Here is a 14222-nt window from a genome sequence, read left to right as displayed (position 1 = left end):
TTTATTACAATGGCTAAATTTGAAGGATTGAGTTTGATTTTATTGATATATCTATTATTGCTCATTTACTTTGCTCCTCTTAAATGATTAATTATTATTCTTATAAAAGTTTGCTAAATATTATTTCTTTTAAATTTTGAAGTTATTATTTTTCTAAAATGAAAAGTTGTATGTACCACATTAGTAATAGTCAATATTCCAGCGCATTGAGACATTTTAGTATACTTACACAAATATTTATTACCCAAAGTTGTATCAATTTCTTTTGCTATAAGGTAATCCTCATCATTATCCCAATCTTTGTAATATTTTTTTTTGCATTTTTCTAGTTTTTCTTTTGTTCGGAAAGAAACATCGCCAAAAAATATTTTACCTGTTTTAGTTAACATGTTAGAAATCAACTTAATAAAATCAATTTTTTCTTCAGCTGTCAAGTGATGAATAGCATACGTACTAATTATGAAATCAAAATGGCTGTTTTTAATTTCATCTGGCAAACCCTTAGAAAAATCATAATTTATTAGGTTTGCGTTTGGCATTTTCAGTTTAGCAATATCTATCATATTGCTTGAGAAATCAACACCTGTAATATTATATCCATCATTATATAATTGAGTCGTTAAAATACCTGTTCCAAACCCAATATCTAAAACATTCGCATTCTTTTTTCTCCTAATTTTTTTATAAATATAATTTAATACATTTTTATAACCATCAAATGGATATTCTTTGCTTTCATCACTAAGATTTACGCTCATATCATATCCATTTGACCATAAATCAAATCCTTTACTATCTAACATTTAAATCCCCCCTAAAATTTTTTTAAATAATACTTTATGCTACTTGTATTTCTTTATCATCAATCAAACCATGCCCTTTAGACTTTCTAAATTGCTATATTTTAAGTTCCTATGATTATACCTAATTATAGGAATAAAAGTCAAATTTTAAATTGAATCCTTTCATATACAATCTCCTTATTTACTCCATCTTTTAAATTTAATTTTCAAAAAGCATATATTTTCAAATCACACTAATTATCTTTCATATAATACTTTTCTAAAACATTCACTATATACATATTATCATAGTAACTTGTCTATTTAAAGTTATCTCTTAAGTAAACAATTTTGTATGGTTTGTTATACATTAGGAGAATATTTTATATATAATAATCAATTTAGTAAACCTGATTACACACAACATAATACAAATAAAAAAGCTATTTCAATCTCAAGAAGATTGAAATAGCTTGATTATATAAAACTGTCCCTTACTTACTAGTAAATTAACTTATATATATAGTGAGAATGTTTCAGGTTTATCAGTAAAAGAAGAAATAGTAGCTGTTCCTTTTGTAAAGTATAAAACTGCAAAAATTCCATCATCAATTTTATACATAGATTTTATAGATGGAACGGCCTTAAGTGCAACTTCCTTTACTTCACGTCTGTCATCATTTGCAACTTCTCCAGTAACACGAATCCATTGTCCTTTTTTATTCATACCAAAAATTTCAACTTTAGGATTTTCTTACATTTGTTTAAAACATTTTTTTGTATTGTTTGTGAGAATATATAATTTTCCTTCATATTCGAAAACAGCACCAAATGGTCTAACCCTTGGTTGATCACCTTCACTAGTTGCTAAGTAAAAAACACCACATTCTTTTAAAAATTCTAATGATTTATTCATAATTATTGCTCCTCCCGTATATGTATGTTAAAATTAACTCTACAGTAATAATAACATGTATATTAAGAATATCAAGTACGATCTTTTTTAAATGTAAGTATCAATTAGATACTATTGGGGGAAACTACTATGGAAAGTAATAATAGTCTTTTTGGAAAATGCCCATATTTTACAGCGCAAAAAGTATTTGCCGGGAAATGGTCAATATTAATTTTGTATCATTTGAATGATGGAGCACTACGTTATGGAGAGCTCCAAAGAGGCCTAGGTGATATCACGCAATCTACATTAACAAAGCAATTAAGAGTACTAGAAGGTTATGGATTGATTAATCGATATGTTTATTCGGAAATTCCGCCCAAGGTGGAGTATTCATTAACTGATTTAGGAAAGGCATTCAATCCAGTATTAGAACAGTTTAGAATTTGGGGAGATAAGTATATTGAATCTCTTAATAATAAATAGATAGTTGTTGAAAGGCTCTATTCCTTCGATTTTTAAAGGAGTGGAGCCTTATTAAGTTTGGTATAAATAATAATTTTATCTTTCAACAAAATATGCCATAAAGTCATGTTATTTATACAAAGTCTATATCCCTCAGTGTAAAGATTTAAGGAAAAAGGACGAAGATAACATGAGGAGTTTATGAAAAGGAGTATTTTTTCTTCAATACAGCAGGAAATAACATTATAATTGCAATAATTTTACTGTATATTAAAAAACATTTATAGTTTCAGCAATATGACTGTAAAAAAAATTAAATGACATAGGGGGATTTTTTTTGAGACTATTAAAAAAACTAAAATCAAGTATTGTCTACAAAATGGTAACAGCTATTACTGTATGTTGTTTGTTAACTTCATTTATCATAGCTGCAGTATGTATTATAGAGAGTAAGAATGTAATACAAAATGAAGCTCAATCAAGGCTTACTGATATCTCTGAAAATAAAGCAAATGAAGTAAATAAGTTGTTATTGAATACTGAAAACACTGCAAATAACGTAGGAAATATATTTTCAACTACATTTGATGAAAAAAAAGCAAATACAGATCCAAAGTATGTTAAATCTTACGTTGCATCACTAGATCCTACAATAAAAAAAATAGGAGAAAGTCAGGACAATGGTTTAGGTATCACTTTAATACTAAATCCTGATATTACAAAGGATTTATACCAAATTTGCTACGAAGGAACTATTACAAATAAACAATTCCAAAAAAATAGTAAATTTGTTTTATCAGAATTTAATGAAACTAAGCCAAGCATGGATTGGTATTATAATCCTATTAAAAATAAAAAAGGCATATGGAGCGATCCACATGTTAATGCCAGTGGAAAATCTGTTAGTAAAGACATGCGAATTTCTTATACTAAACCAATTTATAAAAATAATAAATTAGTTGCAGTTCTTGCTATCGATTTATTCTTTAGTGATTATGTAAAGATGATAAATGGTGTAAATGTTTATAATAGTGGTTATGCATTTTTGCTGAATAATAAATATGATTTTTTAGTAGATAAAAAATATACAACTAAAGATAATTTAGAAAAAATTGAAAATGGAAATTTGAAATCCGTTGCCACTACTATGGGCAATAATGCAAAAGGTTTTACATATGGAGAAATAAATAGTAAAAAAAGTATCTTTGGTTATAGTAAATTAATAAATGGTAACATTATGGTTATAGCCGTTAAAAACTCAGACATTTTTAGTAAGATAAGTGGCTTAGAGAAAGTAATTATTTGTCTTGCTTTATTTCTTACAATTATGTTCTCCCTAATAGGATGGTGGATAAGTAAAAAAATATCACAACCTATTATTTTAACCACAAAACTTGTTAAAAAAGCAGCAGAGTTTGACTTAGTAGAAGATGACAGTTGTAATAATCTATTGAAATCAACTGATGAGGTTGGCCAACTTGCAAATGCATTTATCCTTATGAAAAAAGAATTAGTTACTCTAATAAAAAACATACTAGAAAATTCTCAGGATTTAAGTGCTTCAAGTGAAGAACTATCTGCCACCGTGGAAGAATTAACTGCAAAATTTCAACAAATAAACAATGAGACAAAACAGATAGCTGTAAAGATTAAAGATACTAGTACCACTTCGGATAAAATAATAGTATCTGCTCAAACAGCAAATTCCAAGATTGATTTATTGTCTGGAAAATCAATAGAAGGAAACAACAACTCAACAAAAGCAAAAGAAAGAGCACTTGGGGTTCAAAAAGAAGGAAAACAAGTTATTGAAAACATAGAAAATGTATTTAATGATAAAGAAAAAAATATTTTGGAAGCTATAAAAGAAGGTAAGGTGGTTGATGATATATTGGTAATGGCAGACATTATCGCAGATATTTCTAATCAAACAAATTTATTAGCCTTAAATGCTGCTATTGAAGCTGCCAGGGCTGGAGTAGAAGGAAGAGGTTTTGCTGTTGTTGCTGAAGAGGTTAAAAAGCTTGCAGAACAAACTTCTGAGGCTGTTGTAAGCATTCAAAATACAATTGGTGGAGTACAAACAGCATTTAAAAATCTTTCTCAAAATAGTAATGAAGTATTAACATTTATTAAGGAAAATGTTAAACCTCAGCTTGAAGGTATGGGTAAAATGGGAATCCAATATTATGATGATGCTAATTTTATTAGTACTATGTCTGGAGAAATAGCTTCCATGACGAAAGACCTTACTTCAACTATTAGTGAAGTAAATGATGGAATGCAAAATATGTCCACACTTGCTCAAAGCTCTTCTGAAAGTACAGATGTTATAAAAGAAAGTATTGACGAAGTCTCTCAGGGGGCAGAACAGATTGCATTTACAGCTCAAGCTCAGGCTGAAATGGCACAGAAACTTAATGAAATGGTGCTTAAATTTAAACTATAGAAAAATATATATAGCAACCTTAGTTATTTCAATATTTGCAAACAGTTCAAAATAATAGTATACAAAAATATTATTATTTATTTAAAAAACACTTCTAAAATTAGAAGTGTTTTTTAAATGGACTAACAGCAAGAGTTACCAAATCCGCCATTTCCACTACTGCAAAAAACTAATAATAAAATAACGATGATCCAAATACCACTTCCGGTTCCACAACTATTTCCAGTGTTACAAACAGGTTCACAACAACAACAATCATTATGTCTATGACTCATATAAATACCTCCTTAATTTTAATAAGTAAAAGCCTAAAAATCAACTTTATGTGGAATTTCACACTTTTACTTAAGTATAAACTTCCTTTTGAAAGTTTGTTAACTCAATGATGTTGTTGCTATACTTTACAATATTCCGTATTCTACTAGCTTGTTACCCATATTCATTAATAGATAATCAAATATTATATGTTACCATCTTGCCCCTATCATCAATATATTTGACTATTGAGCTATTATTTTGTAACTCTACAATTCCACCAATCTTATTTGGTTAATTCTATTTTATTGCCACTATCTATTATTAGTATATTAGCTCCATATAATAATTTATACTCTACCCCAGTTTTATTTACATTTACATTAATAGTTCTATTCTTATAGTTTACTTTAAAACTATAAGCTTCCCATTTATCAGGTAAATATGGAGTGAAACTCAAGACACCATCATGTGTACGCATTCCTGCAAATCCGTTTACTATGCCCATCCAAGTACCTGCCATGTTAGCAGCATGTATACCATCTTTTGTATTTCCTTGAATATTATCTAGATCCATCCTCGCAGTTTTCATGAAGTAATTATATGCTTTTTTATGATAACCCACTTCATTTGCCATAATACTGAAAATGCACATAGAAAGTGATGAGTCGTGAGTAGTTATTGCTTCATAATAATCATAATCTCTTTTCTTTTGCTCTTTGCTAAACTTATGATTCAATAAAAATTCTGCCAATACAGTATCAGCTTGTTTGCATACCTGGTATTTATAGATTGTTAATGGATGATAGTGAACTAACAAAGGATAGTTTTCTTTAGGTGTGTTTTTAAAATCCCAAACCTCCTTATTTAAAAAACTATCATCCTGCATATATATTTTAAGTTTTTCATCATATGGTATAAACATCTGATCAGCGGCTCTTTTCCAAAGAAATAATTCATTCTCTTCCAAATTTATTTTTTTAGAAAGATCTTTGTATACCTCTAAATAACTATCCTTCATCCAAACTGCAACTTCATATGTATATTTTAAATTTTCTTTTGCCATAAGGTTTGTATAACAATTATTATTTACCATAGCTGTATACTCATTAGGACCAGTAACACAATTTATGCAAAATTTATTTCCTTTTCTTTCAACAAATCCACCTAATTGAATCCAAAACCTAGCAGTTTCAAATAACATCTCAGCTCCAAATTGAATTAAAAACTCTTTGTCTTCTGTAACCTCCATATATTTTTTAATTGAAAATGCAATATCTGCATTTATGTGATATTGTGCAGTACCTGCTGGGTAATAAGCAGAACATTCATCTCCATTTATAGTTCTCCATGCATATAATGCACCTTTTTTATATCCCATCTGAAGTGCTCTTTGTCTAGATTTATCTAAAATTCCAAATCTATATTCTAAAAGTTTTCTACTAACGTTAGGGCTATTATTGTTAAAGAAAGGTATCATGTACATTTCCGTATCCCAAAAATAATGTCCTTCATATCCTTCACCAGATAGTCCTTTTGCAGGAATATTAGTTTTCCCATCTCTTCCTGATGATTGCAGTAAATGAAACATATTAAACCTTAATCCTGCTGAATTGCTATATCTCCAGTAATTTGTATATCAGCCTTATTCCAAAATATATCTAAAAATTTCTTTTGCTCAATAGCAAGAATTTTATATTCCTTGTCATATGCTACTTGTAATTTTTCCTTTGCTATATGTTCCATTGATTTCTCAGGAAAATCCTTTGAAGTTACATAAGCAATATATTTTTCTAATGTAATCTTTTTCCAATTTTTCCATCAAAAGTAAATCCAGCATTTACTCTAAACTCTTCTACAGAATTATTTACTTTATATTTACAAGAAGTTTTTATTTTATGATTTGCTGTACATATTAATGAAAATTTAGTATTCTTAGTTCTTTGTTTGATTAATAACTTCTCATTATCAACTTTTTTATACTCTATATCAAGCATTCTTCCTTGAAATCCCGAACCAACCCTTGGGTCATTTTCAGAAGTTAAATTTGTAACATCACCATCCAAATAGGATATTAATTTAACTTGTCCATTGAAATTCAATGGACAAACGTTATATTTTATTGCTACTATGTGTTTATTAGTAAAACTAATTAATCTTTGTATTGATATTTCAACTTCTTTTCCTTTAGGAGACCTCCATTTTAAAACTCTTTTTAATAACCCTTCTTGCAAATTTAAGACTCTTTTATAACTAAGAATTTTTCCTTTAAGCATATCAAATTCTTCATTTTCAATAAATAATTTTACTACCTTACTATTTGTTACATTAATCATAGTCTGAGTTTTCTGTGCATACCCATAAGCCATTTCTCCATAATTTATTGTATTGCTTTCATAAAAGCCATTAATAAATGTTCCTTCAGAACCTACTCCCTTAAAACCTTCTTCAAAGTTACCTCTCATACCAATATAACCATTTCCCAAAGAAAACATAGTTTCATTACTATAATTGTTTTCTGCTTTAAATTCGTCCTCTATTATTTTCCATTCATTTAATGGGTATGTATATTTTATCTTATCTTCTTTTACAGTCATTTTAGCTCTCCTATAAAACATTAAAATTTATTTTAGATATAGCTTATAATATTTACTCCTTCATCCCAGTAGTAGATATTCCTTTTATAAAATTCTTTTGGAAAATTAAAAATACAATTAGAGCTGGTATTGATAATATCATAACTCCTGCAAGTACTTGATTCCAGAATTGAAAATATTGCCCATAAAAAGAGTTTAATCCTACTGGCAAAGTATACATGTTTTGATCAACTGCAATTAAACTAGGCCACATAAAACTATTCCAATTACCTGTAAATAACAAAATAAATTGAGTTGAAAGTGCAGGTCCTGCAAGTGGAAGTATAATTCTGAAAAATATACCAAACCGTCCTAGACCATCAAGTTGGGCTGACTCTTCCATCGATTTAGGAATGCCTAAAAAGAATTGTCTCATTAAGAAAATACCCATAACACTTGTCAAAAAAGGTATTACCAAACCTTTATAAGTATTAATCCAGCCGAGTTTTGCTAAAAGCATATATGTTGGTACCATAACTACTTGTCCCGGTATCATCATAATCGCAATTATAAGTAGAAAAAGTGTTTTTTTCCCCGGAAACTCTATTCTAGCTAGAGCATAACCTGCCATAGAATTAAAAAGCAAATTTCCTAAAGTTACAGCTCCAGATATAAATATACTATTAAAAAACCATCTTCCAAAAGGAAAATTGTTCCACACAAATGCATAATTTTTAAATGATAAGTGTGAAAAATTAATACCAAGCGTATTAACATCAGTAGTAGGCTTTAGTGATGTTATAAAACTCCAAATAAAAGGTCCAATTGTTATTACTGCATATCCTATAACTAATGTATAAAATAAAATTGACAAAATAGATATTTTCTTTTCCTTTTCCTTTTTATTTTTCTTCATTTTTATCACTCCTATTCAACATTTTCTTCACCAAACAGTTTCTTTTGTATAATGGTTATTGTAAATATAACTATAAATAATAAAAACGCAATAGCACAAGCATAACCCATATTTAAGTTTTTAAATCCTGTCCTAACCATGTATAAAACTACTGTCATAGTAGAACCATCAGGACCTCCATTTCCTCCTGATATTACAGCGGCCTGATCATACATTTGAAAAGTACCCGCAAATGATACAACAAGATTAAAGAAAAATACTGGTTTAATTAATGGTAAAGTTACATAAAAAAATTCTTGTATTCTATTTGCCCCATCAATTTCAGCAGCTTCATAAAGTGAAACTGAAATTTCTTGAAGTCCTGCAAGAAATATTACCATATACATACCAACCGAAGACCATATTGCCATTATCATTATTGTTGGTAATGCATATTTAGGATCACCAAACCAATTATGTGGCTGTGCATGAATGAACTTCATAAATATATTCAAAACCCCATCGGATTTAAATAAAAATAGAAACATAACTGAAACTGCAACAGTTGATGTTAATGTTGGAATGTAATAAGCTGCTCTAAAAAATGTTTTGAACTTTATTTTTGAATCTACAATAAGTGCTAACATCAGGGCAATTATTAACTGGCATGGAACAACAACAATTGAAAATAAAAATGTGTTTGAAAATGCCTTAATTAGTGTGGGGTCAACGAACGCATGTTTATAGTTATCTAAACCAATCCATTTAGCTTGAAACATCGTATTATTATCTAAAAAAGAATATTGTTTAAAACTTAACATAAAAGCGACCAAAAGTGGTCCTATGATAAATACTAAAACTGAAACTACAAAAGGAGATACAAAAAGCCATCCATCTATTTTTTCTCTTCTTTTTAATCCTAGCATACTGCTTGATCTTTTCTTCCTTTTCATCTTTCCTGGTAAGAAATCCATTTTTCCCTTTCTTTTTAAGCCTATCATACTGTCTGATTTTTTTCCCATATTCATCCTCCTTGTTTAAAAATAGGAAGTACAAATGTACTCCCCCATTTTATTATTTTATTATTTTATACTATTATAAGCATTTTCTAGAGCCGCTTTACCATTAGCAAATTTCCCTAATCGTAATTCTTCTCCTGCTTTTGTTAAAGCATCAACTATTTGTTGAGAATTTAATCCAAAGTTATAAACTTGGGAATCCTTTGTCATATCAACTAATGCTTTTCTCTGAGGAAATTTTGAAGCAAATACATTGCCCATTGATTTTCTACTAGGAATTGCAAGTCCAGTATTAGCAGTCATAGTTTGTGCCTCTTTACTAGTTAAATATTTCATAACTTCTGCAGCTTCTTTGGGATGTTTAGTATCTCTACCCATAACATAACCAACTGTAAATGCTAGATCGCCTGATTTTTCACCTTTAGGAAGTTTAGCAATTCCGTATTTAACATCCGGTGCTGCAGCTGCTATTGAAGGTATTAACCATCCTCCCGATATTACCATTGCAGCATGTTTATTAGCTAATGAATCATCTGGCGAACTATCTCCAAGTGACTTAGGATCAGAAGCAGTTTTATTTTTAAAGAATGAATAATAATAATCCAAACCCTTTGCGGCTTCAGCTGTATTAAATGCTGCCTTGTCTCCAATATTTATTTTTCCACCTGCTTGAAAAATAAATGGTGCGAAACGTGCAACATCGTCAGCTAAAGATAACCCTACTACTCCACCTTTTGTAAGTTTTTTAGCATCTGTAGTTAATTCTTTCCATGTTGTAGGGGGCGCTGTTATTCCAGCTGCACTGAACATATCTTTATTGTAATATAATGCTAAAGTATTGTAATCCTTTGGAAGTCCATATGTTTTACCTTTGCTTTGGAAACCTTTTAATAGATTACTTTGGAAATCTTTAGTATCATTTTTATCTAAATATTTATCAATTGGAAGCAAAACTCCTTTTGCCATATATGAAGTAGCAACTGAAGAATCCATATAAAATACATCTGGTTCAGTTTTAGAACCAATTTGTGCCTGTAGTGCTTGATTATAATCACCAGTTATTACTTGCTTTTGAATTTTTATATTTGGATACTTTTTAGTTAATGATGCAATTTGATTATTTAGTACCGTTGTCTCAGATGGTGAGGATGACCAGTATCCCACTTTAATTGTAACGTTTTCACTACCTTTAGTAGTTTTTCCAGAACTTCCACACCCTGTAAACATACTCATAGTAAGCGCGAGTGTTGTTATTAAACATAATATTTTTCTTTTTTTCATAAAATATTTCCCCCCCATAGTTTTAATTTATATAAATGCTATAAATGCTATAAATGCTATAAATGCTATAAATGCTATAAATAGCATTGTATTTAAGTGTTTAGTTCTTTACAAGACTCTCTAATGATTAATTCTGGTTCTATTACATTTCTGCTCAAAGATTGTCCAGATATAATGTTTATTAAAACATTTGCTGCTGTTTCACCTATTTTATCCCTATGTTGTCTTATAGTTGTAAGTTTTGGACTTATATATTGAGATATATTTTCATCATCAAAACCTATAATTGATAAGTCATCTGGTAATGAATAACCCAATTCTTGTAACTTACTAATAGCACCTGCTGCCATTAAATCGCTGGCGCAGAAAATTGCTGTTATATCCTTGTTTTTCCCTAGTAATTCCTTGACAGCTATTTGAGCGTCAACAAAGCTAAAGTTTCCATTTACTATTAATTTGTTATCTACTGGAATATCATATCTATTTAATGCAAGATAATATCCATCCAATCTTTCAAAGCTTACCTGAGCATTTTTGTGTCCATTAATAAATCCTATTTTCTTGTGTCTAAGTTTTATTAAATGTTCTACAGCCATAAATGCACCTTTAACATTATCAACACCTACACAAGAAGTCTTCTCATTATTAATATTAATATCATAAAGAACGCAAGGTATATTTATATTGGAAAGTTGCTTATAATAATCATCATTCATCTTAAGCCCTATAATAAATGCTCCATCAACTTGCTTATCGCTTAAAAGTTTTTTTAACTCATGAGACTTTTGCATGTTAGAAGTTGTAGAAAGTAATACGGTTTCGTACCCTCTATTTGATGCCATGTTTTGAAATGGCATCAACATTTCATAAGTTAATGGATTAACTTCACTGTAGTCTTCTACTAACATAGCTAATCTATAGTTTTTAATTGAGCTTAAACTCTTTGCAACAATATTAGGCTTATAACCAATTTCTTCTGACATTTTAAGTATCCGTTCTCTTGTTTTTTCACTAATATCACTATAATTATTAAAAGCCCTGGAAACAGTACTTACAGATACTTTGCATATTTTAGCAACATCTTTTATTGTTTTAACTTTATTTTCCATATTATATCTCTCCTTCATACTACTAAAAACTATTATACCTGTAAGTTATGCTATTCCATAACACTTTTTTATCTAGTAACCGTAATTTCTTCATCCTTTTTAAGGTTATATTCATCATTGTATATCTTTACCTTAGAAGAATTTGTTGCCTTAACTACTATTTTATCCTGACGTATTGATACGTAAATTCTTGTTTTTCTCCAATTTATGTTAAAATTCATTTCATCCCAATGTTTAGGAATCCATGGTTTAAGATTTAAAACCTCATCTTTATCAACACTCAATCCTCCAAAACCCATTATTGCAGTTTGCCAAGAACCACCATTAGAAGCTGAATGAATTCCAAAATCAGTATTTCCTTGATTATCCTTTAAATCTGTTAATACTGTTTTCATAAAATACTTATATGCATTATGAGTATCTCCAACTGTAATGCCCATTATTGAATACATTGATGGGCTTAATGATGATTTATGCATTGTCCTTTTTTCATAATACTTGTAATTTTCTTTTTTTACATTATCGCTAAACTCTTCTCCGAGCATTATCATTAGCTGAACAACATCTGCCTGCTTAATAAGTTGTGTTTCAGCAATTTTTAATCCCTTAAAATCAGGCCATTCTGGCATGCCATTTTCATCAAATTTAGTAATTTCTATACTAGGCATATTAAAATAGCCTTCAAACTGCTCTATAAGCTTTCCATCTTTGCTTGTTGGAATATACATCTTTTTTTCTATAGTTTCCCAAGCTTTAAAATCTAATTCATTTAACGATAACTTATTACAAAGCTTTTTCAAAACTAAGGCGTCTTCTTTTTTAATCCATTGAACTAAATCTAAAGCCTTCTTAATACTCCATTTTGCAAGAAAATTTGTAAACACATTATTATCAACATGCTCATGAAATTCATCTGGACCAATTACACCGTTTATTTCATATCTATCTTCTTTTTTATTGTACTCAACTCTACTCTGCCAAAATTTAGTAGTATCAAGAAGAATCTCTAAACCATAGTTTATTAGAAAATCTTTATCTCCAGTTGCTCTGTAGTATTCAAAAATAGCAAATGTTATATCAGAATTTATATGAAATTCTTCATCACCTGTCCAAATTCTCACCGGCTTTCCATCATAGTCAAATCCCCACTTTGGAGTTACTTCCAAGCCTTCATCTGCAGATTCCCAAGGATACCTTGCACCTTTAAATCCACTTATCTCTGCATTTTTTCTTGCCCCTTGTAATGTATTATATCTGTACATTAACAGTGCCTTAGCCACTTTAGGTCTTGTATAAATAAAGAAAGGTAGCATAAATGTTTCTGTGTCCCAAAATATATGTCCTTTGTATCCTTCCCCATGAAGCCCTTTAGCCGCAATACTTATTTTCTCATCTCCTTCATAAGCTGACGAAGCTAATTGATAAAGATTGAATCTTATACCAACTTGGGCTTCGTCATCTCCATGAATTTCAATATCAATATCATTCCATATACTTTGCCATACAGCTTTATGAGCTTCTTTTTCTTCTTCATAACCATCAACCGTAAAAGCATCTAATTCTTTTTTACTTTCCTCTGTAATATTTTTTATTTTATCCCTAGACGTAAAACTCACACCCAGCTTGTATACCGTGTAAAGTTCTCCTTGTGTTAAAATGGATGAATAAACTTCTCTTGCCTTTTCTGCTAACATATTATATTTTCTACTTTTAAATATATTTCCAAAATCGTTATCAGCAAGTAATCTTGTTGTTTCCACAGCACTTATTTTTTTATCAAAAGTTGAACTCTTAAGTCCTATTCCAGGTTTAACATCAAAAATCTCATCGACATTAAAATGTTTTGCTAAATTCATTGGATCTTGTGAACTATTTGTGACTGTTCCATCAATAACACTTTCAAAAAATACTTTTCCGGTAAAATTCACTGGAACTATTTCATATTTAGCAGCCCATCTATGAACATTATTTCTGCTTACAAATCTTTCACACTTTAAATTAATTATTTTTCCTTTTCTTGTTTCTAGTTCAATTGCAGTATATAATACTCCTTCTAACATACTAAGCCTTCTATTAAAAGCAAGTACCTTACATTGTTCCATATCTATAATTTCATCATCGATATATATATTTAAAAGTATTGGATCTTGTAAGTTTACTATTTCTGTAACTTGAGCAGAAGATTTATCAAAAATGCCAGCTATAAAATTACCTTTTTGTCCAAGTTTAGTAAATTCTAATTGACCTCTTAATCCCCTATATCCATTTGCTAGCGTAAATAATGTCTCATACTTTTTATTATCTATACTTGTATATTTTTTTTGTTCAACACTCCACAACTTCATTACGAAACCTCCTCCGTAAACTTTGATATCGTTTCCGTAAATTCATTATATATCATTAAAATATTTTTTTCAATCTGTCTTGTAATCGATTTTCTTATGAATTTCTATAGTTATACTATTTTTTTCACTGTTTTTCTATGAGTTACTCCGA

At 29.4% G+C, this 14222-nt stretch carries 12 protein-coding genes and 1 pseudogene; 2 read left to right on the top strand and 11 right to left on the bottom strand.

Annotation, left to right across the window (positions count from 1 at the left end; genetic code table 11):
* Window positions 1–113: 113 nt before the first annotated feature.
* The gene (locus tag KPL38_RS03355; RefSeq protein ID WP_216287004.1) at window positions 114–803 is read right to left on the bottom strand and encodes a class I SAM-dependent methyltransferase; all 690 of its coding nucleotides are present in this window, start codon (window positions 801–803) and stop codon (window positions 114–116) included.
* Window positions 804–1296: 493 nt separating this feature from the next.
* A pseudogene (locus tag KPL38_RS03350) lies at window positions 1297–1698 on the bottom strand (pyridoxamine 5'-phosphate oxidase family protein).
* Between the two features lie 129 nt (window positions 1699–1827).
* Between KPL38_RS03350 and KPL38_RS03345 the strand changes: the two are divergent.
* The gene (locus tag KPL38_RS03345) at window positions 1828–2163 is read left to right on the top strand and encodes a winged helix-turn-helix transcriptional regulator (protein WP_216287002.1); all 336 of its coding nucleotides are present in this window, start codon (window positions 1828–1830) and stop codon (window positions 2161–2163) included.
* A 316-nt stretch (window positions 2164–2479) separates the two neighbouring features.
* The gene (locus tag KPL38_RS03340; protein ID WP_216287000.1) at window positions 2480–4591 is read left to right on the top strand and encodes a methyl-accepting chemotaxis protein; all 2112 of its coding nucleotides are present in this window, start codon (window positions 2480–2482) and stop codon (window positions 4589–4591) included.
* A 122-nt stretch (window positions 4592–4713) separates the two neighbouring features.
* Here KPL38_RS03340 and KPL38_RS03335 read toward each other — a convergent pair whose 3' ends face one another.
* The 9 genes from KPL38_RS03335 to KPL38_RS03295 form a co-directional block, all read right to left on the bottom strand.
* Window positions 4714–4866, bottom strand: a complete 153-nt coding sequence (locus KPL38_RS03335; protein WP_216286998.1) for a hypothetical protein — start codon at window positions 4864–4866, stop codon at window positions 4714–4716.
* A 266-nt stretch (window positions 4867–5132) separates the two neighbouring features.
* Entirely contained in the window at window positions 5133–6437 is a 1305-nt protein-coding gene (locus KPL38_RS03330) for a glycoside hydrolase family 65 protein (RefSeq protein WP_216286996.1), read from the bottom strand.
* A gap of 8 nt (window positions 6438–6445) precedes the next feature.
* On the bottom strand, window positions 6446–6592 hold the full coding sequence (locus KPL38_RS03325) for a hypothetical protein (protein WP_216286987.1): 147 nt from the start codon (window positions 6590–6592) through the stop codon (window positions 6446–6448).
* A gap of 47 nt (window positions 6593–6639) precedes the next feature.
* Window positions 6640–7443 carry a glycoside hydrolase family 65 protein gene (locus KPL38_RS03320; RefSeq protein ID WP_216286985.1) on the bottom strand — a complete coding sequence of 268 codons (804 nt, stop codon included), beginning with the start codon at window positions 7441–7443 and terminating at the stop codon, window positions 6640–6642.
* Between the two features lie 52 nt (window positions 7444–7495).
* Window positions 7496–8338, bottom strand: coding sequence for a carbohydrate ABC transporter permease (locus KPL38_RS03315; protein ID WP_216286983.1), 843 nt, complete (start codon window positions 8336–8338; stop codon window positions 7496–7498).
* Between the two features lie 11 nt (window positions 8339–8349).
* The gene (locus KPL38_RS03310) at window positions 8350–9339 is read right to left on the bottom strand and encodes a carbohydrate ABC transporter permease (protein ID WP_246577790.1); all 990 of its coding nucleotides are present in this window, start codon (window positions 9337–9339) and stop codon (window positions 8350–8352) included.
* A 60-nt stretch (window positions 9340–9399) separates the two neighbouring features.
* A complete protein-coding gene (locus KPL38_RS03305) occupies window positions 9400–10617 on the bottom strand; it encodes an ABC transporter substrate-binding protein (RefSeq protein ID WP_216286981.1) in 1218 nt (405 codons plus the stop codon).
* A 92-nt stretch (window positions 10618–10709) separates the two neighbouring features.
* Window positions 10710–11726, bottom strand: a complete 1017-nt coding sequence (locus KPL38_RS03300) for a LacI family DNA-binding transcriptional regulator (RefSeq protein ID WP_216286979.1) — start codon at window positions 11724–11726, stop codon at window positions 10710–10712.
* A gap of 68 nt (window positions 11727–11794) precedes the next feature.
* On the bottom strand, window positions 11795–14071 hold the full coding sequence (locus KPL38_RS03295; RefSeq protein ID WP_216286977.1) for a glycoside hydrolase family 65 protein: 2277 nt from the start codon (window positions 14069–14071) through the stop codon (window positions 11795–11797).
* Window positions 14072–14222 lie beyond the last annotated feature (151 nt).

This window comes from Clostridium psychrophilum, assembly GCF_018861705.1.
GTDB lineage: Bacteria > Bacillota > Clostridia > Clostridiales > Clostridiaceae > Clostridium_AD > Clostridium_AD psychrophilum.
The sequence above is the reverse complement of the archived record's forward strand: the minus strand, read 5'-3'. Positions and strand labels throughout refer to the sequence as shown.